The sequence below is a fragment of the Psychromonas sp. L1A2 genome (assembly GCF_009828855.1).
Lineage (GTDB): Bacteria > Pseudomonadota > Gammaproteobacteria > Enterobacterales > Psychromonadaceae > Psychromonas.
Map to the genome: position 1 here is coordinate 443,065 of NZ_WUAG01000001.1, position 20,745 is coordinate 463,809.

23 protein-coding genes and 1 pseudogene are annotated in these 20,745 nt (G+C 35.0%); 15 read left to right on the forward strand and 9 right to left on the reverse strand.

Annotated elements, in window-relative coordinates:
- Positions 1-130: 130 nt before the first annotated feature.
- Both GQR59_RS01895 and fliS read right to left on the reverse strand, forming a co-directional pair.
- Entirely contained in the window at positions 131-430 is a 300-nt protein-coding gene (locus tag GQR59_RS01895) for a hypothetical protein (RefSeq protein WP_160060463.1), read from the reverse strand.
- 57 nt (positions 431-487) lie between these two features.
- Positions 488-883 carry a flagellar export chaperone FliS gene (fliS, locus tag GQR59_RS01900; protein ID WP_160060464.1) on the reverse strand — a complete coding sequence of 132 codons (396 nt, stop codon included), beginning with the start codon at positions 881-883 and terminating at the stop codon, positions 488-490.
- Between the two features lie 352 nt (positions 884-1,235).
- Between fliS and GQR59_RS18785 the strand changes: the two genes are divergently transcribed.
- The 15 genes and pseudogenes from GQR59_RS18785 (at position 1,236) to GQR59_RS18955 (ending at position 12,511) form a co-directional block, all read left to right on the forward strand.
- Positions 1,236-1,370, forward strand: a complete 135-nt coding sequence (locus tag GQR59_RS18785; RefSeq protein ID WP_160060465.1) for a hypothetical protein — start codon at positions 1,236-1,238, stop codon at positions 1,368-1,370.
- 2 nt (positions 1,371-1,372) lie between these two features.
- On the forward strand, positions 1,373-1,645 hold the full coding sequence (locus tag GQR59_RS01910; RefSeq protein WP_268892987.1) for a hypothetical protein: 273 nt from the start codon (positions 1,373-1,375) through the stop codon (positions 1,643-1,645).
- 54 nt (positions 1,646-1,699) lie between these two features.
- Entirely contained in the window at positions 1,700-1,996 is a 297-nt protein-coding gene (fliD, locus tag GQR59_RS01915) for a flagellar filament capping protein FliD (protein WP_328600575.1), read from the forward strand.
- Between the two features lie 296 nt (positions 1,997-2,292).
- Complete coding sequence (locus GQR59_RS01920; protein WP_160060467.1) at positions 2,293-3,696, forward strand: tetratricopeptide repeat protein; 1,404 nt, start codon at positions 2,293-2,295, stop codon at positions 3,694-3,696.
- A complete protein-coding gene (gene pseF / locus GQR59_RS01925) occupies positions 3,693-4,454 on the forward strand; it encodes a pseudaminic acid cytidylyltransferase (RefSeq protein WP_160060468.1) in 762 nt (253 codons plus the stop codon). Before GQR59_RS01920 ends, pseF begins: the two co-directional genes overlap by 4 nt.
- Entirely contained in the window at positions 4,435-5,508 is a 1,074-nt protein-coding gene (gene pseI, locus GQR59_RS01930; RefSeq protein WP_160060469.1) for a pseudaminic acid synthase, read from the forward strand. Before pseF ends, pseI begins: the two co-directional genes overlap by 20 nt.
- Positions 5,501-6,571 carry a UDP-2,4-diacetamido-2,4,6-trideoxy-beta-L-altropyranose hydrolase gene (pseG, locus tag GQR59_RS01935; RefSeq protein ID WP_160060470.1) on the forward strand — a complete coding sequence of 357 codons (1,071 nt, stop codon included), beginning with the start codon at positions 5,501-5,503 and terminating at the stop codon, positions 6,569-6,571. The genes pseI and pseG overlap by 8 nt, the downstream gene beginning before the upstream one ends.
- Positions 6,568-7,143 (forward strand): hypothetical protein, encoded by a 576-nt coding sequence (locus GQR59_RS01940; RefSeq protein WP_160060471.1) that lies wholly within the window; start codon positions 6,568-6,570, stop codon positions 7,141-7,143. Before pseG ends, GQR59_RS01940 begins: the two co-directional genes overlap by 4 nt.
- Positions 7,144-7,178: 35 nt before the next feature.
- Complete coding sequence (locus GQR59_RS01945; RefSeq protein ID WP_160060472.1) at positions 7,179-7,424, forward strand: acyl carrier protein; 246 nt, start codon at positions 7,179-7,181, stop codon at positions 7,422-7,424.
- Positions 7,425-7,442: 18 nt separating this feature from the next.
- Positions 7,443-8,171 carry an SDR family NAD(P)-dependent oxidoreductase gene (locus tag GQR59_RS01950; RefSeq protein ID WP_160060473.1) on the forward strand — a complete coding sequence of 243 codons (729 nt, stop codon included), beginning with the start codon at positions 7,443-7,445 and terminating at the stop codon, positions 8,169-8,171.
- Positions 8,168-9,622: an AMP-binding protein gene (locus GQR59_RS01955; protein WP_160060474.1), complete on the forward strand. Its 1,455-nt coding sequence runs from the start codon at positions 8,168-8,170 to the stop codon at positions 9,620-9,622. The genes GQR59_RS01950 and GQR59_RS01955 overlap by 4 nt, the downstream gene beginning before the upstream one ends.
- On the forward strand, positions 9,619-10,680 hold the full coding sequence (locus tag GQR59_RS01960; protein ID WP_160060475.1) for a LuxE/PaaK family acyltransferase: 1,062 nt from the start codon (positions 9,619-9,621) through the stop codon (positions 10,678-10,680). The genes GQR59_RS01955 and GQR59_RS01960 overlap by 4 nt, the downstream gene beginning before the upstream one ends.
- Before the next feature lie 88 nt (positions 10,681-10,768).
- Positions 10,769-11,845, forward strand: coding sequence for an acyl-CoA reductase (locus tag GQR59_RS01965; RefSeq protein WP_160060476.1), 1,077 nt, complete (start codon positions 10,769-10,771; stop codon positions 11,843-11,845).
- A gap of 15 nt (positions 11,846-11,860) precedes the next feature.
- Positions 11,861-12,040, forward strand: a complete 180-nt coding sequence (locus GQR59_RS18790; protein ID WP_201287998.1) for a DegT/DnrJ/EryC1/StrS family aminotransferase — start codon at positions 11,861-11,863, stop codon at positions 12,038-12,040.
- Between the two features lie 58 nt (positions 12,041-12,098).
- A pseudogene (locus GQR59_RS18955) lies at positions 12,099-12,511 on the forward strand (DegT/DnrJ/EryC1/StrS family aminotransferase).
- Between the two features lie 212 nt (positions 12,512-12,723).
- Here the strand turns inward: GQR59_RS18955 and GQR59_RS01975 are convergent.
- From GQR59_RS01975 to GQR59_RS02005, 7 genes are all read right to left on the reverse strand, one after another.
- Entirely contained in the window at positions 12,724-13,908 is a 1,185-nt protein-coding gene (locus GQR59_RS01975; RefSeq protein ID WP_160060477.1) for a hypothetical protein, read from the reverse strand.
- 29 nt (positions 13,909-13,937) lie between these two features.
- Positions 13,938-15,011 (reverse strand): DegT/DnrJ/EryC1/StrS family aminotransferase, encoded by a 1,074-nt coding sequence (locus tag GQR59_RS01980; RefSeq protein ID WP_160060478.1) that lies wholly within the window; start codon positions 15,009-15,011, stop codon positions 13,938-13,940.
- 2 nt (positions 15,012-15,013) lie between these two features.
- A complete protein-coding gene (locus GQR59_RS01985) occupies positions 15,014-16,189 on the reverse strand; it encodes a DegT/DnrJ/EryC1/StrS family aminotransferase (protein ID WP_160060479.1) in 1,176 nt (391 codons plus the stop codon).
- Entirely contained in the window at positions 16,190-16,900 is a 711-nt protein-coding gene (locus tag GQR59_RS01990; RefSeq protein ID WP_160060480.1) for a class I SAM-dependent methyltransferase, read from the reverse strand. It lies immediately after the preceding gene.
- Positions 16,901-16,934: 34 nt separating this feature from the next.
- Positions 16,935-17,684 carry a WbqC family protein gene (locus tag GQR59_RS01995; RefSeq protein WP_160060481.1) on the reverse strand — a complete coding sequence of 250 codons (750 nt, stop codon included), beginning with the start codon at positions 17,682-17,684 and terminating at the stop codon, positions 16,935-16,937.
- Between the two features lie 344 nt (positions 17,685-18,028).
- The gene (locus GQR59_RS02000) at positions 18,029-18,997 is read right to left on the reverse strand and encodes a class I SAM-dependent methyltransferase (protein WP_160060482.1); all 969 of its coding nucleotides are present in this window, start codon (positions 18,995-18,997) and stop codon (positions 18,029-18,031) included.
- 598 nt (positions 18,998-19,595) lie between these two features.
- A complete protein-coding gene (locus GQR59_RS02005; protein ID WP_160060483.1) occupies positions 19,596-20,687 on the reverse strand; it encodes a DegT/DnrJ/EryC1/StrS family aminotransferase in 1,092 nt (363 codons plus the stop codon).
- Positions 20,688-20,745 lie beyond the last annotated feature (58 nt).

The following is a 20,745-nucleotide window of genomic DNA, read 5'->3' on the forward strand; positions in this document are numbered from 1 at the left end:
ATAAAACGAGTAAAGATAATTATTGATAGGGGTAATAAATATTGATTCAATCCCTCTACTCGTATTAAATATTAAAGCTAGCATTGGATTTTTAATATTTTTAATATATTCAAAATATAGTAAAACAATGCTATTTATAAGCTTTTATCTTCTTTTTGTTACGTTGCAACGTTAATGATTTTTCTTTAAGTTGCTTGGTGTATTGGTCTGCTCTATTTTGTAACTTTTTTACCATTACTTTCAAACGTTTCAATGACTCAATGACGGTTAATAAGTCCTCTTCTGAGTAGCTATTTAAACAGTCTTTAACTTGATCTCCAAAAAGATTTTGCTGTTGCAAAAAACGTTCATGCTCTTCATCATCAAGTAGTTGATTTAGCTTTTTATCAAACTCGAATAAGATTTCAATTTTAGCTTGGATATTAGTCATTGTTACCTCTGCTAACGCGCTTTGTTAGCGATGATCTTTTAACGATGCGACTGTCTATTAACGACTATACTGTTGACGTACATCTAGAGGAATACCGTCCCAACCCGATTTTATTTCTGTAATGAGTTTAAGTACTTCGGTTAAAGGCTCTGCGCTGTTTTTTCGCGTTGCTTGGTTAACTTGACGTATCATATAAGCGTATAGATCATAAAGATTAGTGGATATGTCGCCACCTTTTTTCATGTCTAAACTGTTTTGTAGCTCACCAATTAAGCCGATAACCCTCGTTAACATCTTATTTCTACTTTCTATATCTTTACGCTCAATAGCACCTTTAGCACCTGCTAAATTTCCTTGTATATGCTGCATTATTAAGGAAATTAAAGTATGTGGATCTGCTTGTTCGATATTATTCAGGTTTGAGTTTTGGTATTTTTGGACCGAGCCGCGCATAGTACTTTCCTTGCAAAAATTGAATCTATTGTTATCAGCATGCTTTTACAGTTTGTAAATGCACTTTTATTTGTTATTGCTTTTTGTCTTATTGAGATTCTTTGTCTCTAGCTTATTTAATAACTCAACATCGTCATTTTTATGGCTATATAAATAGCAATATTAATAACTAAGCAATATTTGAGCCTACTATTTTTTATCGGTTATTTCTCCTATTACTTTAGAAGTATTTTGTTAAATGCTAAAATTAAAGTGCCACTTTATAGTCATTGTCATATTTTTGACGATTTTAAATGCAAATATAAAAAAACACTCTACACTCAAGTTAGTTTAATTTTTATGGATATTGATTATGCAGCAGAGACCACCGATTTATTTAGTTGATATGACAGCGCAACAAACAGAAATATTACAAACGGTTTTACACTTTGTTGGCGAATCTTATCTAACTGTTAATATTGATGATCTAAGCGTATATATAGATTAATAATTGCCTTTGGCTGTTATTTTCTCAGTAATCAAGATAATAATCTCTCTGCAATCGCAATCGATTTTTCGAAGGTGCCATTTATTAACTTGTCAGGAGAAGTTGATAATATTCCTAGTAGCCATATAGGTATACTTAATTTACCTATTGTTTATGCAGAATTAACGCAATTATTGCATTACTGTCAAACCTTTCAGAACCCTCAACATCAGTTGAATAAAGCAAATAAATACCTCATTTCTTCTTTAGTTGGTAAAGGATTGCGCATTCAATAGATTCGTTACTTAGTAGAGCAAGTTGCTGAAAGTAATGCCACTTATCCTGACGGTTTGACAGCCGTGATGAATGATTTATTAGACAGTATCATTGATACTAATGTTTCCGAATCTAGTGGTGATGTTAGCTCAAGTCAGGACTCTATTGATGGAAAAATAGATTCTCTTTATAAAAAAATCACCACATTAGAAGAGCAAAAAGAAGCGCTAATATACCGTACAGATAAACTTGAAACTCGTTTATATAAAGAATTTAATGCGATGGATATCGCTATCTCAACGTTAAATAATACTATGAGTTACTCAACCAGTGCATTAGATGCGTTATCTGGATATACCGAGAATAATTAATGCTTCATATAATAAAAACTAAAAATGGTTGCTGAATCTATCATGCAACCTATTGTTTAATTAAACTATCTAATAACATTCCTCTTATAAAATCAAATGACATATATGACTTGTGTAGGTAACATAAACGACAATATTTAGTCGCCCCAGTCTCAAAATTGATAGGCTTATTGATTTGCTTTGTCGCTATTACTGGAAATCAGTAAAAATTGTTCTTTTTATTAAGAAACTCTAAATAATGATAGGGTTATTCAGATACAGTATCATTCTAAAATATAGGAATTAAAGGGAAAATAATGGGCTCTCAAAAATCGATCAATAAGTTAAATAAAGCAAGTGCTGAAGCTAAAAAAGAGAATTATTTAAAGTCTATCTCTTTATGTAAATCAGTTATTAATAAAGAAAAAAATAGTTCTGCTGCTTATAAGTTGCTTGCCACTAATTTAATTAAGTTAAATCGATTTTCAGAAGTAGAAATTACATTAAAAAAAGTAATTAAAATAGTTAGCGAAGAGGAATCATACCCTCTGATACATTTATTAGGTTGTAATTATCTCAGTCAGGGCAAGCATAATGAAGCCCTTACTTTACTAGAGTCTTTATTTAACAAAACGGGTGATAGTAAAATATTATTAGATATTGCATTAGTGTATTTTAATTTAGGTGATTATGAGAATGCGCGAGATGTTTATTTAAAGTTAATCGAATTAGAGCCAAATAACCATCAAGCTAAATTTAATTTATACCCCATCTTATTACACTTTCAAGACTTCAAAAATGCTTGGGTTTGTTTCCATAGTCGCCTCGAACGACAAGAGATAAAAGACCAAGTACATTGGTTTGCACCAAAGTGGAGCGGCGAATCATTAGTCGGCAAAAATATTCTTATTTATCCTGAGCAGGGGATTGGTGATAATCTTCATTACACTGCTTGTTTTGCTGAAGCGATTGCAGATGCAAAGCAAAGTCACATCGTCTGCGATAATCGCTTAAAAACGCTTTATCAGCATAACTTTCCGAGTGCCGTTATACACTCGTACGATGATGTTAATCAGGCTCAAACGATTGGTGCAGAGCTTGATCTACAGATCCTCGTTGGCTCTTTGCCTTATTTATATCGTGATACTCCCGCTTCGTTTGCAAATCAGAGATCATTAACTATTGCAAAAGAGGTAATTGAGGAAACTGGACGCCAATTATCAAATAACAAATTACGCATCGGTATTTCATGGTTTCATGGGCGTATAAATGATGGAAATGCGCATTCCATGCCACTCGAAGTACTACTACCTATGCTAAAAATACCAGGTATTGAATGGGTAAATCTACAGTTTGGTGAGTGGCAGAAAGAAGTGAAAAATATTGAAGAAAAATACCATATCCCGATTACTCATCTTGAAACCTGTACTGCGGCAGGTGACTTTAATCAATATGGTTCGTTAATTGCCAATTTAGATTTAGTGATTTCTGCCAGTAATGCAGCATTGATGCTCGCCTCTCGTTTAGGGGTGAAAACGTGGATGTTTTTACCAGGTAAATCGAAAGGTATAAAGATGAATCGAAACCAAGATTCGTTAGCGATTAAAAATCAGCGGGTATTTTATAAAGAGTTAGCGAAATCATGGGAACAGGTAGTTGAAGATTTTTGTAGTGAACTGAAAGCGCTACCAGAAGTCTCAGCACAGAGTGAGTTATCATGAGCAATATTGCCATTATTCCAGCTCGCGGTGGTAGTAAGCGGATTTCGAACAAAAATATAAAGTTATTTTGTGGCAAGCCCATTATTGCTTATAGCATTGAAGCTGCGTTGCAATCTGGCGTTTTTGATGCTGTTTTAGTGTCAACAGATAGTGAGGCGATTGCAAATATTGCAAAGCAATATGGCGCTGAAGTTCCTTTTATCCGACCAGATTATTTAGCGGACGATCATACGGGTACAACCGATGTGATTGAACATGCTATTACAGAGTGGCAAAATCTCGGTAATAAAATCAACCTCGCTTGCTGCATTTATGCAACTGCACCCTTTTTACAAAAAAAATACATTGTAGATGCAATTAATCGCTTAAAAGCACATGCAACTAAACGTTCAGCATTTACTGTGTGTAAATTTAATTATCCTATTCAACGTTCATTTACGATTGAATCATCAGACAGTAACGTGACTCCCGTCGATGCATCATCACTTCCTAAACGCTCCCAAGATCTACCGGATGTCTACCATGATGCAGGACAATTTTATATTGCCAAAGCAGATGATTTTTTGAATCAATCCTTTAACATTTTCTCTGAAACCTCTATTCCTATTATTCTGCCACATTATTTAGTGCAAGATATTGACGATCAAGATGATTGGCGAAGAGCTGAATATATGTATCAGGCATTTATCGCTGACAATGAAAAACTGAATGCTGACGTTATGTGTAAGGACTTAAAAAATGTTAGAAAAATCAAATAATGAAGTGCATATTCAAAATAGAAAAATCGGGTTAGATCAGCCTCCTTTTGTGATTGCAGAATTATCTGGAAACCATAATCAATCTTTAGAACTCGCCTTTAAAATGATAGAAGCCGCCGCTGAATCAGGTGCTGACGCAATTAAGTTACAAACTTATACTGCCGATACAATGACCTTAGATTGTGAGTTAGATGATTTTCAAATAGCAGATGATGACAATATATGGAAAGGTAACTCGCTTTATAAATTATATGAAAAAGCCCATACCCCATGGGAATGGCATCAAGCACTATTTGAAAAAGCGAACGAATTAGGTCTCATTGCATTTAGTTCGCCTTTTGATATTAGCGCGGTGGATTTTTTAGAAACATTAAACGTGCCTTGTTATAAAATTGCTTCTTTTGAAAATAATGATATTCCGCTTATTAAACGTATCGCTCAGACGGGAAAACCAGTCATTATTTCGACAGGTATGGCTTCTCTAACAGAAATCTCTGAAGCTGTTGATACACTGCGTGAAAATGGCTGTTCACAAATTATTTTATTAAAGTGCACCAGTGCTTATCCCGCCTCAGCTGCGCAAGCCAATTTGAAAACTATTCAGCATTTACGCGATACTTTCAAATGTGAAGTGGGTATTTCAGACCATACATTAGGTATAGGTGTTGCTTTGGCGGGCGTTGCCCTAGGTGCTTCAGTGATTGAAAAACATTTTGTTTTATCACGTGATGCTGGTGGCGTCGATGCCGCATTTTCATTGCAACCTGACGAGTTAACATTATTAGTGACTGAAAGTCGTTCAGCCGCTTTAGCGGGTGGAAATATTGTGTACGGTGGAGGTGCTAGCGAGCAAGCATCTAAAAAATATCGTCGCTCAATCTATATTTCACAGGATTTAAAAGCTGGCGATATTTTATCTGTTGATAATATCAAAATTGTCCGCCCCGGTTTAGGTTTAGCGCCTAAATATTATGAGATGGCACTCGGTCAGAAATTAGTTAAAGATGTACCATTAGGGACTGCATTAAGCTGGGAATTACTTAAAAGTGACTAGCTTTATAACTACTACTCAGTCAAATACCAAGGTAAGCCTCTTATTTAGATTTGATGCCTCTGGCCAAATAGGAATAGGCCATGCATTCAGATGTATGGCGCTTATCGAAGTGTTGAGTTTACAGGACAATATTACTTGTTTTGTTATTGCACGATCATTGCCTGACTTTATTATTAAAAAATTAGAAGCTTTAAAAGCAAAGTTGTTGATGTTAGATAATGATGTCGAATTAACATTTGAAATAGACTCTATAAAAAAATTCGCTTCACAACATCAAGTGACAGCGATTGTTTTAGATGGTTATCAATTTGATGTTCAATATAGACAAGCGCTTTATGCTTCAAATCTACATGTCATTGCCTTTGATGACTCGAATGAGTTAGAAAATCTATATTGTGACTTAGTGATCAACGCGTTACCTTTTGCTTCTTCGATTGGTTATGAGAAAAGTGCGCCTCAGGCAACTCATTTATTAGGGCTGGAATACAGCATTATCCGCCAAGAATTCTTACAACAAGAAGTCATTACTTTTAAAAAACGAAACAAACTATTAGTTAACTTTGGTGGCAGTGATGTTGCTAATTTAACATTTTCACTGGTCACTAAACTGTTGGATCTGGAGCTAATCGATAGTCCTGAGGATATTATCGTGATCACGGGAGGCGCTTATTCTTCCCCTGAAAAAATGAATTTATTAGCGTTGAAATTTGGCTTCCAACACATTCATAACTGCCAAAATATGGCTGAAATACTACCTCAATGTAAATTGGCTATTTGTGCTCCCGGTTCGATTGTTTATGAATTAGCTTTTTGCGGTGTGCCGAGCATCTTTTTAACTGTGGCAGATAATCAATTGTTATCCGCACAAGCCCATCAAAATATTGGCTGGTGTAAAGTTGAGAATGGATTAGAAAATCAGGGGATTGAGCATGCTTTATTGCATCTTTCTCAATTATGGAGTGCGCCATCAGAATTAATGAAGTTGTTGGAGATCGCGATCAACCTGATTGATGGGAAAGGTGTTAAACGGATCTGCTCTGCGATCAAGGACTTACTGATATGAAGTTACAAGGCTATGGCATCGAATTATCTGAAGTAACAGAAGATAAAATTGAAAAAATACGTCTCTGGCGTAATCACCCTGACATCGCGAGTGTAATGTTAGATAAAACGGAGATAACGCCTACTCAGCAACTGGCTTGGTTTGACTCGTTAGCCTGTAAAAACGATCGCTTATATTTATTGATCAGCTACAAGGGTGAGGATATCGGCATGATCTCCGCTTTGTCTGTAACCCCAAATAATGTTAGCACTGACTCAAAACCACAAAATTTACCTCTGTCACAGGCAGAAAAAATTGCACCAGGTCTGTATATTGAACCAAATAGTAAATATAAAAATAGTGTCTTAGCATTTAGCCCATCCCTTGTTTTTATTGAATACTTATTTAAACAAGGTTGTTGTACAGAGTTAGAGGCACAGGTGTTTGAGCATAATGAAAGTGCTATTCGTTACAATAAAATGCTTGGATATAAGGAGGGTGTTGTGGATGACCAAGGCCTATTAACCATGACGCTTAATATTATCGACTTTGAAAGTGCAAAAGATAAATTAAGTAAAATATTACGATTTTAAAGTAACTTATATTCGCAGAATAAACTGAGATTTTTATGACAGATACAAACAGATTGGTGAACGTTTTTGTAACCGCGTTAGAAATACCTGAAAGTGAAGTCAATGACGATTTGAAATATGACCAACATAAACGTTGGGATTCGATGGCTCATATGATTCTAATTGCACAATTAGAAGGTGAGTTTGATGTGATGTTTGATATTGATGACATCATTGATATGAGTTCATTTGTGCAAGCTAAACTTATTTTGAAAAAATATAACGCTGATTTGTCGTTATAAATCGATAGGAAATGTTGAATGATTGTTCTGGTAACGGGTGCTTATGGCGGTATAGGGCGTAGTGTATGTATTGCATATTTAAAGCAAGCAACGACGTTAATTATTTCAGGTCGAGATCCAATTAAGCTTGATGCCTTGTTATTGGAGCTACAACATATCTCCGATATTAATATTATCGCGATAGTGGCTGACGTGACCGATGAAGTACAAATATCTGCCATGTTTAAACAGATTGCAACGCAGAAAAAAAGATTAGATGTACTCGTTCATTGTGCAGGCATTTTAACGCAAAAAACTCTTATGTTAACCAGACTCAGTGAGATGCAGCAGGATCTCAATACTAACTTGCTCAGCAGTATTTTATTTTGTCAGCAAGCCAGTAAATTAATGCTTCGTAACAAGTCTGGCGTGATCACCTTAATAAGTTCAATTATTGCTTCGCAAGGTAGTGCGGGGCAAAGTGTCTATGGAGCTTCTAAAGCAGGCATTGAGGGCTTAGTTAAATCCCTCGCTAAAGAGTTAGGCTCTATTGGCATTCGTATTAACGCATTAGCACCGGGTTTTATTAATTCCGAATTAGTGGCCAATTATGACGAGCAAGAAAAACAATTATTAGCAGAAAAAACCTGTTTAAAAAGGATCGGTGAAGTGGAAGATATCGCTCCGGTTGTTACTTTCTTATCATCAAATGGCGCACGTTATATTACAGGGCAAGTGATCGCTGTAGATGGAGGATTAGCTTTGTGAGTTTAGTGGAACAAGGAGAATTAACTTTTTGGAATACTAGCCGATTAGCAAAGTGTTATGGTAATCATATCGCTTTCATTGAAAACGAAGTAGAAAATGTCCGAACAGTTAGTTATCAAGAATTAGAGCACTTAGTCATCGAAGCTAAACAAAAACTGTCTAGTTACCACAGCGAATTAAATAACAAACTATTGATCATGCTGGTGGCGAATAATTCTATTGAAAGTGTGGTTTATTATCTTGCTGCTTTACAACTCGGGCAGTCCATTTGGTGGGTAGAAAAAGACAGTGAAAAAGAACGATTACACTCGTTACAAACACACTACGGTGTTAATTTACTAATTAATAATGGGAAAATTCAAGTATTAGATTCAACACCTGTTGCACTACATGATGATTTAGCGTTATTAATCACGACCTCTGGTAGTACAGGTAGCCCAACACTGGTTAAACTAAGTTATCAGAATATTCATAGTAACTGTGTTGCTATCGGCAAAGCGCTCACATTAACCGCTTCTGATATGACGGTCACCACTTTACCTTTGCAATATAGTTTTGGGCTTTCTATTCTCAACACTCACTTAAATGCGGGCAGTACAATAATATTGACTGACGCTTCTTTAATGAGTCGTGATTTTTGGTCTCTATTCAAAGCCTATCCAATCAAATGTTTATATGGTGTGCCTTACACTTTTGAGATGTTATTAAAGCTATCGTTGCCTCGCTTACCGTTTAAGTCGTTACGTTTTATGGCGGTTGCAGGGGGGAAGTTGAGTGCAGATAAAGTGACCTTGGTGAATGATTATTGCCTGAGTAAAAACTGTGAATTTTACGTGATGTATGGGCAAACAGAAGCCAGTGCCAGAATGACCGTATTAGCGCCTGAAAAAGCGAAAATAAAACCGATGTCGATCGGACAACCCATCGCAGGTAAATTATGGTTGGAAGATGGACAAGGCAATGTCATTGAACAGACTGATAGTAAAGGAGAGCTGTGCTATCAAGGTGATAATGTCATGATGGGTATAGCACAAGAAAAAGCAGACTTATTATTACCGGCGCACACTTCAGTATTAAAAACCGGTGATGTAGGCATTGTTGATAAGGAAGGTGATTATCAAATTGTTGGGCGTTTAAAACGCATGATTAAAGTGCTAGGGCATCGTATTAATTTAGATGAAATAGAACGATTTTTTAGTGATAAAAGTCAGTCGGTTATTTGTACGGGCGAAGACGATATGATTTTTTGTTATCTTATCAATAGCTTGCAAAACAAACTGCAACTGAGTAAGTGCCAACAGTCATTAAACAATCACCTTTCCGTGCATTCAAATTATAGCCAGTGGACAGTGATTGAAGAGATCCCTTATCTCAGTTCAGGCAAGATAAATTATCCCCGACTTAAGCAATTACGGTTTGAGAGTGATGCTTCCCAAAAGGAGCAAAAATGAATTGGGAACAATTAATGACGCTACCTGCTTATGATTTAAATTCGCAAGACAAAGCCAATGTATTTACGCCTGCATTAATGGCGCTATCACAACATCATTATACTCACAGCGAAGATTACCGTTTAATTATTGATTCATTATATAAAGAGGTTTTTGAGCAAGGTGAAGTTCCTGCTTTAAACGTAGGATTATTTAAGCACCATCTCCTTAAAAGCATTCCGATTGAGAATATATTTAGGATCACTACCTCCTCAGGCACTACGTCACAGCAAGTTTCCCAAATCGTATTAGACAAAGAGAATACATTACGTCAGCAAAAAATATTAGCGACCATCCTTAAGCATTGGTTGGGTAGCAAACGCCTACCAATGTTGATCATCGATCATCCTAATGTAATTAAAGATAAATTCTCCTATTCTGCTCGTGGCGTTGGTATACAAGGTATGTCGTTGTTTGGTCATGATCATACTTATGCACTTAATGAAGACATGACCATTAATATTGGCGCTGTCAGTCAATTTTTTGACAAGTATAAAGATCAAAAGGTATTTATCTTTGGTTTTACCTTTGTAGTCTGGCAATACTTTATTAAACAACTTGCTTTGCAGCAAACTAGTTTCCAAGTCAATGAAGCTGTTTTATTACATAGTGGAGGATGGAAAAAGCTACTCGATCAAGCTGTGTCCAATGATGCTTTTAAACAGCAAGTTCAAACAACGCTAGGTTCAGTTCAAGTACATAATTTTTATGGCATGGTAGAGCAAACTGGCACTATTTATGTTGAATGTGAGTCGGGGTACTTACATTGCCCTGTTTGGAGTGATGTCACTATTCTCAATAAAAAAACGCTCAAGCCGGAAATACATGGGATTGAAGGTATTATTCAAGTGAGCTCATTATTACCCACTAGTTATCCAGGGCACCGTTTATTAACGGAAGATCTCGGCGTGATGCTAGGAGAGGATGACTGTACTTGTGGTCGTCATGGTAAATATTTTTTAGTCAACGGCCGCTTAGCCAAAGCGGAAGTAAGGGGCTGTAGTGATACTCAATCTTAAAGAATTTGAAATTAACGTTTTATTTCCGAATAATCACTCCTATCAAATTGATTCGTCTATAACGAGATCTCCATTTTCTGAGCCATTAATGTCACAACTCATTCAATTGGGCGAGTTTTTAATGACGAATGGACGTGCTGAGCCGAGTATTGTTGCCGCAGGTTATTGGTTACGTAAAAGCCATTTGCTAAGTATTAAAGCGGAGTATCCAATCTCACAATTAAAAGCAAAAGGGGCTGTGTTTCATATTGCGCCCGGCAATGTGGATACCTTGTTTTTTTATTCCATGATCATCTCTGTCTTATGCGGTAATCAAACTATTTTAAGAGTAAGTAATAATGTCAGTGCGGAAGCGCAAACGTTGTTAGATCTCTTGAATCAATTTAATGCTCAATTAGAAACAGAGCATGTCATTGCCTCACTATTAACTGTTATTCAATATCAACGTGATGACATTATTACTGCCAAAATATCCAGTGCTTGTGATAGCCGAGTGATATGGGGCGGAAACGAAAGTATCGATCATATTTGTCAGTTTCCTCTCGTAAACGGGAATTCTGACAATATTTGTTTTCCTGATAGATATTCCGTTGCTGTTATACAACTTAAAGATGAAGTGGAGATTAATAGCGCAGTAGATAATTTATTACGCGATATAAAACCCTATCACCAACAAGCGTGCTCATCGCCTAAAGTGGTTTATTGGTTAAATACGGCACATAGCTTGCAAGATAAGTTTTGGTTGTTATTAGATCAACGATTAAGCCAACAAAAGAGCTTAGAAGCAACAGAACTGATTGCGCAGTTATTGTATATACAACGACTACCATTGTTACTTAGTGCAGATAAAGTTGATAAAAATAAATGTTTATTAAAAAAATATGATCTATTGCAGGTGTTGGAGATTGAATCCATCAGCCTTAATAGCATAAAGTCACATAGTGGTCTTTGGGTGTTATTAAGCTTACAAATTAATAGTTTAGGTGATATTGAATTGTTTGAACATTGCCAAACAATGACCGTGTCAGGATTTGATAAATCACAATGTAAGCATTGGCAAAGTACGACGTTACAACCACTGAAACGGATAGTCCCAGCGGGGCAGGCATTGGCATTTTCCCATCTATGGGATGGTGTCAATTTGATTGAAAATTTAACATCATAACATTCAGGAGAACCTATGTTTTACGAGTTAGCATCGCCAACATTTGGAGATGAAGAACATGCAGCTTTAAACAAAGTGATAGAAAGTGGCTTTTTTTCTATGGGAAAATACGTCGCTGAATTCGAAAAACAATTTGCTGAATATCATGATAAAAAATATGCAGTAATGGTGAACTCTGGTTCATCACAAATTTAATTGCGACCGCTACGCTGTGTTACAAAAAAGATAGCCCATAAAACTTGGAGATGAAGTCATTGTGCCTGCTATTTCTTGGGTGAATACTTACCATCCACTACAGCAAAATGACTTAAAGTTAAAATTTGTAGATGTGCAGTTAAACAACTTAAATATCGATATTAACCAATTAGAGAAAGCATTAACTAAAGTTACCAAAATGATTGTAGGCGTCAGTATTCTAGGTAACCCTACTGCGTTAGATGTGTTGCGAAGATTTGCAGATAAATATAGTTATATTTTTTAGAAGATAATTGTGAATCACTTGATGCTGAGTTAAACAATCAAAAAACTGGTACATTCGGCGATATTGGTACCTTTAGCTTTTTCTTTTGGCATCATATTTCGACAATGGAAGAGGGAGTGTTGCTCACTGACGATGATGAACTTTGTCAGCTTGCTTTGTCACTTCGTAATCATGGCTGGACGTGAGGTCAACCTGATGACTCCTGCATATTCGAAAGGAAACAAGATGATTTTAATGAAGCTTATCGCTTTATATCAACAGGTTATAATGTCAGGCCGACTGAACTATGCGGCGGTAATGACCATTCCTACCGCGACCGATAAATCAGAATTTATTAGTGTTTGATAAATACAAAGTTCAGATAGAATTCTCTTAGTTCATTACTAAGAGTAATCGCTCACTCTTGGTAATAAGTGAAATCTAAAACTTCCGATATTTTTTTTCCTGCATCTAGCATTTTAAAACGAGAGGCATAAGACATAATAACAATATTCTTTTCACCTTTTTCATAGGCCTGTTGCGGTGTAATGACATCGCGTCCTTCAAAAATAGTACCTTCATTAGCCCAGGAATCGAGCATATAGTTCACTGTTAATGAGTCTGGCATAGACTGAATAAATAATTTAGACAGTATATCGATACCCCAAAGTGAGCATGCTGTAATACCTTTATGTTGCAATTGAGCAAAAACATTAACTAGTACCTCTGAGGACATATCTTGTTCGTTGGGAGAGAAAAATTCCACACTCTGTGAAACAATGTTTTTTTCCAATTTGATGTTTTTATCGAACATAAAAGCATCCTCTTTATGCCAGAGTTGAACGTCATACTTATTATTTTTACTGGAGTGAACTCCACTACCATCATTACCTATATTTTGTACCAGTGATTGCTTAGGGTGAACACTGAACATATTGGTTTGGGTTTGTAAAAAGCATGCTTTGTTATCTAGACCATCAATATGTCCAAGTGACTCTGCTCTAAAACGATTAATGAGGTCTCGCCCATGGTTTTGGTTGATATGGTCGATAGCAGAAGGATTGTTAATTATTTTTTGATAATCATTACTCGTTATTTCAGGTATTAACTCAACTTTATCCTCCCACATACCAACTCCCCAACCGACTAGCCTAGGAAGTGCGATGACATCATGTTGTTTTTGAGTTTCAGTCAGTTTAAAGTCTGGTGTGTATCCGCATATACTAAGAACACTTGGGAAGTCTTGGTAGAAATTTAAACTCTCATTCATAAATGTTATGAAGTGTGCGGATGTAATATTATCATCTTCTAAAAATATGACTTTTCCATATTTTTTTAATAAATATTGAATACCGCCTCGATTATTAGCAACGCGATCATTTACAAGGCGCTTAAACGCTATGACTTCTTTAAATCCTGTTATTGTTGTTAAATATTCCCTTAATCTATTTACCCCTTCCTCATCTCCTTCCTGAGCGGCATCAGAAAAAATATATAGTGTACTTAGTTGAGCTAGATGGTTTGATTGTAACGCTCTAATAGTCAACTTGAGGTGGCTAAGGCGATTGTAAGTACCTATTGCAATAGGGGCTAAATTTTGCATGTGTAAACCTTTCTGATAACCAATAGACGCTACTTTTGAATCGATGCTTTTTCTAAGGTATTGCATATTGCATCAATTTTTATTTTATCAATATGATTACCTACTGGCACATTAATGAATAAGGAGTTATTAAGGTTATGTTCAATGACTTTGTTCTGAAAATTATGATTTATACCATGGTTAAATGGCGAGGTTATTTTTATGTTTTTTAAGTTGGGTGAGAGTGTTAAATTTTCTACTTTAACGACTATTGAGCTATAGTTTTTATCCTCATTATCGCTTGAATTCACTATATTGAAGCCTTTCATTTGTGAAAAACATTGTGCGTAATGGGCGTGTTGAAGTATATTTCTTTCTCTATTTTTATCCATATCTTCAATGCTCAACAATGCAATCGCTGCTTGTGCTTCTGATATTCTCCCGTTTCCTGTTATGGGAACGCTAACCACTTCTCCTGCACCATAGCTACTTCTGATGTTTCTTATTTTTTTGGCAAGCTCGTCATCATTAGTACAAACGATAGCGCTTTCTGCCCCATTAATTAACTCACTTTGTGAAAATGAAAATACTTCTAAAGCACCAAAAGATCCTATTTTCACGTTATTTAGCTTCTCTCCGAATGAGGATCTGGCATCAAAATATAATTTAATATTATTTTTTTTGGCTATTTCTTGCAGAGCTTTAGCTTCGTCTGCTTCCATCATTAAATGATTACCTAAAATCGCAGAGACTTCATCATCAATGTAATGTTCAATAGTTGACGTTTTTATTGCTAAAGTTTGTTCATCAACTTCACAGACAATTGGTGTTAAATTATTCCAATATAATGAGTTTAACGCAGAAGGTGATATAAACGGAGAGCATATTACTTTGCCTGATAAATTGAGTGCTTTAGCTGAAATAACTAACGCAATAGCATCATTTGTCATCGCAATAGCATGCTTCACTTCGAGCAACTCCTCTACTGTACTTTCAAGTTTCTGCGTGAAGGGGCCATGGTTGGTGTAGTATCGATTAGAAAAAATAGTGGAGAGTGAAGCTTCCAATTTCTCCCATTTAGGAAAATTATTCTGTCCAAGCGAGTCAATATCATTAAGGTTCATATTTATAATCTCTCTTTGATTTCTTGTGAGTTGTAATGAATAATCTTAAGGTAATGAACTACTTTATGTATATCCTCTAATGAAAGAAACTCCCCACTTGGCATTAGTATATATTGCTCAGATACATTGTTGGCATGAATAATGTTGCCTGATATTGTCGGGTAATCTGTTTCTTTTGTATGCAATACTGGCCAATAATAGGGTCTGGCTAATATATTATCTTGATGCATTAAAGTAAGCGTTTCTTGGCGACTTAAAGGCCAGTTATCTTCTAACTTAATTAATATGTTTTTATAGCCTCTTGCTTCTTGCTCATCATATTCAACCAGTGTAACTGATGGTAATGTTTTTAATAATTGTTTATATAAATAATATCGCGCTTTGTTACGCTCTATCTGTGGTCCTAGTTCTGCAAGGCCGATTAACCCCATTGCTGCATGTACTTCATTTAACTCTGTATTGAGTCCATTAGATATTATTGCATTATTGTTATTTAAGCCATTGCACCTTAACTCTCTTAATTTTTCTGCAAGTTGTGTATCATTTGTTGTGATGTAACCTGCTTCAAAGCCATTAATTAGTTTACTGGCATGCATAGAAAAACATTCAGCGGCCCCAAAACTTCCAATTTTTTTATTTTTTAATGTGCCTACACCCGCTTCAACAGAATCGAATAAAACGGGGATACTATACTTTTTGCCTAAACGCTCGAAAGCGTGCATATCACAGACTTTAACAATAGGTTGTGCAATAAGTAATAAGCCTGTATCTGAATTGATACAAGACTCAACCGTTGCAACTGTCGCGCCTAACCCTTTGGGGTCGATATCACAAAAATGAGGAGTTAAATTTAGCCATGCAGTAATATCTGCGAGTCGTCTATAAGTCATTGTTGGCATAATAACTTCTGTTTTATGCGGTAAGCATAAGGCTTGAATAGTTAGTACCATCCCCCACAACCCATTACAGAATGCAATACATTCATTGGTTCCATGTATTTTTGAAAGCTTGTTTTCAAAATCTAGTACTTGCTTCCCCTGCTTAAAATTTTTGTTTTCATAACTTTGTTTTACTTTTTCAATGAAATTATCAAAATTAGGTTTAACTAAGTTTGATGTTGACTTAATTTCAGAAAATATAGGAGTTGAGCTTTTAATAAAAATATCTTCAAATTTCATTCATTTCTCTATATTTATTCTAGTAAGTAAAACATCATAACGGTAATGAGCAGCATAAAAATGTGTAGGCATGTGTATAAACTCAGTATGCCAACCGCAGGATTCTGCTAATACTTTAAATTTATTTTTGCTTCGCCAGTGACCAATTGATGATTGTGGATCATCTAAGTATTTATTTTTTAATTCTTTTGTATGATAAAAGCTATCAGCTTTATCACGATCAGGTAAGTTACCAATAAAAATAAGATCCACATTATTGAATCTTTTATTTAAGCTAGTTAATACTTGTATTGCTTGCGTATCGTCAAAATAAGCGAAAGCACCATAACAGAGTACTTTGTTAAATTTTTCTGTACTTAATGATGTGGAACAAAAATCAACGGCATCTTCAACTTGAAATACAAATTCATTTTTTTCAAAGTTATCTTTTGCGATGTCAATTAAATATTCAGAGAAGTCTATTCCGAGGAAACTTTCAATTTTTTCAAAAAATAATGTCGATAACGCACCATTTCCACACCCTAGATCTAATATATTATCTTTTTTTATAAACTTTAACTGTGTACATATCTGTTCATAAATTAATGAAATTTGTTCTTCACTAATCGCCTCTCCGTTGACTGTTCTGCATATTTGTCCCCAAAAATCTTTAGGATCACAGGTTTTAGGATATTGCTGATGAAGATCTTTCCCATATTTTAGATTTTTCATTTTTTTCTTGCCTTCAAGTACTATTTTTTTGGTTTTATTTGGCAATAACCTGTTGATCTAATTCTTTGTAAGAGTTAATTCTGTATTTATTAAGCATAAGCTTTATATCGTGCGGACTATTCCACATCATAATATCAATGATCGATAACCCGACGCTAAATGGGGATCTACTTTGAGAATATGTTGGTAAGTCAGATGTTAAAAAAGAGAGTTGGATATTATTCTTGATGAATGCTTCTTCATTAAATATCTTGAAACCACTAGGAGGGTTAACATATTCCGAAGCATGATGAGCTTTAGCAATATTCAGCGCCCAATCACCAGGTGAAGTAATGATGCTGTCATCAAAATTCATTTCTGAAAATAAACTATATTGAAAATCTATTCCTAGATAATCACAGGTGTTTACTAAAGAGTTAACTAATACATTATTAAGTTTTGTATGGGGTGGAAGAATACTTTCTTTTACTATTTCAATTGTTTGATTATAAAAAGGCGCAATTTTTTTATAATGCGTTAACTTCCCAAGTATTTGTTTTTGCCAAGTAATATTATTATTTATATCTATTTCATTAATCTGGGATAAATTGGAATGTTTTTTTAATGGGATAGTTACATATTGCCAATCTTTGCTTTGCTCTGGGTGTAGTATTCTATTGCGATTAACCCAGCTTTTTGATGAAAACTGAATACTGTCAAAAACAATCCATTTATCAGTATGTTGAATTAATTGTAAATAGCCCAAATAAGGAAAAAAATAGGGTTGCATTATACCAATTTTCAATGTTAATTAATCCTAAAGTAAAGGTTGCTAGTGTATTGATTTAATAATTTGATCGCATATATTTGAGACTAATAGTATTCCGCAATAAATTCCAATTAAAATTTTATTTCTGCAAGTGTGTTGACAGTTTAAAGAGGCTTCCATTTTTATCATGATAGCTTATATGTATTTTGTAACCTTTTGTGGTCAAGCCATCCAGAAAAAGGTGGGAGCGCTATGACAGCTACCGCTCAACCTTTTTAGAGCTTCGAGTTAAAGCAAGCTAACCGTTGGATCCCTAGTCTATTCCTGTAATAACTTAAAATTTAATAACGCTCTTCATCAGATAAATAATCACTAGCAGCTTACTTTTTACACTTTAAATAGACCAAGTATGCTATAGGGTATTCATCTGAATCTGAAATATCAAAGTAATTGTTGTTGAAAAAAGCGCTTACTTTATCTCTATCATCTCTAAGATCTGCTTTACCTGAAAAATGATCAAGAAAAGCAAAAGCTAAGCCTGTTGTTAGTGTACCGCTAGGCTTCATCGAAATGTCAATATTTTGAGCTACAGCAAAGGCTTTTATATCATCAAGCTTGGGAAGTGAGCACTCTAAATGCTCTTTTGCCCACTCTGCGTTGGTTATTTCTATGAATAACTCCAATCTTTCACGTACAAACGTGCCATCAATATGAAATGGATTTAATAAAATAACACCATTCTTTGCTTTTGACATTAGTTGGTTAAGAAATAGAGTTCGTCTCTCAACCGGAATATGTTCTAACACATGGCAAGCGACAACGTAATCAAATGATTTATCTTCAAATGGTAAGTCTGTTCCTGAAATACAATTAGTTGTTGGCTCAGCCAAACAATAATGCGTGGCCTCAGGGAGAAACGAAGCAAGTTGTCCTTCACTACCCCCAACATCTAATACTGATATATTTTTATTTTCAGCCCTCAAAATAAGTTCATTACACAAGGTCTTAAACCTAAAGTATTGATTGTGAGGGATGTTTTTATGCTCTGGTATTGCATCTCGTAACTTTTCTTCAAATAATTTATCTTCATTAATAACAGCTCCCAAATACTTGGCTGTTTTAAACTCAGCATATGCTAGAAAATTTCTGTTGATCTCAAATAAATAATTTGCATAGTCTAAATGTTCATTAGCGTTAAGGGGGTGCTTTTTTAATCTCATCATAAACTTAGCAATAGTTTCTGCTTTCAACTGCGGCTCTCTTTCCGTTATTTTTTGTTGATGACTTGGTACTCTATTAATTTTCAATCCCACTGTTAACAACAATCGCTTTGTTAGTGTTTTAAACATTTACTTTTCCTTAGTTGTTTAAGCCAATAGTAATCTTTATAAAATCACCATGAGCACATTTCATACCACATTGTGTATAGATAGAAAAATGCTCACCTCTTATTTCCTATTTTCATTGTTATGATGAAGTGAAAGATTGATATTTATTCCCTGTTATTCAACTACTACAAAATAACAGGCGAAAATACAGCCCTATCGTTGTAGTATTAACCAGTTGCTTTTGTTTATGATTAACTTACCTTTATTCACATTAATTCATTTAACCGCTACAGGGGAGCGGTTTTTAGCAAGTAAGCCAATTCTCGTCAGCCCCAGCCGCACACTCGACTTTGTCAACTTTCATAACTAATCGTCGTTAAATTACGAATGTTGTATGAAGTAATTCAAAGGATATATTCCTCAACATTACTGTTAAAAAAAGTGTTATTTGGAATAGTGACCGCACCAATTAATACGCTATCAAATATTGTTTGCGGCAAAATAACTCGATTAAGATTATTCGAATCAACCAAGTTTTCATGGCGGCTCACTGCATATGATCTAACTGTGCTTTCGTTTTGCTAGTCAAGAAATTTACCAGCTTTGAGATGATTTATATTTATTCCTTGGTGTTTATATTTATTGTATTTATTACTATTTCAATAATTTTATTTTGCATATCTAGTGATAATCCCGGATAAATTGGCAAGCAGAGTATCCTTGCTGAGATACTTCTTGAAATAGGCGAATATTGTTTCGGCTCAATATAATTTAACGTATCTAAAGATGGACAAAAATAGCGTCTGGGGAATATGTCTTCGCTATTTAGGGCTTGTTGTAACGCCTGCATTTGTTCTTTATTTTCTAACAGAAGTGGGAAATAACTATAATTTAAAGTTGCTTGCTTGTTTTGCACTGGGAACTCAACAGACCCATTGAGTTTATTTATGTAGTTTTTATAGATTGTTTTTCGCTGTTTGAAAATAAAGTCAATATCGTCGAGAACACATAATCCCATTGCAGCTTCAAACTCATTCATTTTTGCATTTGTCCCCAAGCTAGGGATTGACTCTTGGCTCTCTATTCCAAAATTTATTAACTCACGAGTTTTTTTTACCAGAGAATCATCATTAATAACTAATGCCCCCCCTTCAATTGTCTGAAATAGCTTAGTTGCATGGAAGCTTAACGTTGAAATGTCACCATGATTCAATATGCTTTTACCTTTATATGTCACACCAAAAGCATGGGCTGCATCGTAAATAACTTTTAAGCTGTGCTTTTTTGAAATCTTTTTAATTTCTTCAATATTACAGCTATTTCCAAAAATATGAACTGGCACAATCGCAGAGGTGTTTGGGGTAATAAGTCCTTCTAATTTTGTTTCATCTATGTTTAATGTTTCCTCATGAATATCACAAAAAATAGGATTTAGATTATTAGTTACCAATGAGCTTGTGGTCGCAACAAAGCTAAATGGGGTAGTGATTACATCTCCTTTGAGGCTTAAAGCTCTATAAGCTATCTCTAGCGCTATTGTACCGTTGGCCACCAAAACAATGTTCTTCACGCCTAAATATACCGCTAATCTTCGCTCAAGCTTTTGGACCATAGGACCATTATTCGTTATCCAGCCATTTTTATATATCTCATCAACATATTCTTTATATTTTTCTTTGTTGGGCAGGTACGGGCTAGTAATATTTATCATCATTATTCCAATTTAATTTTTATCAGTTCGAGATAACTATTTTCCACACTACCATTAA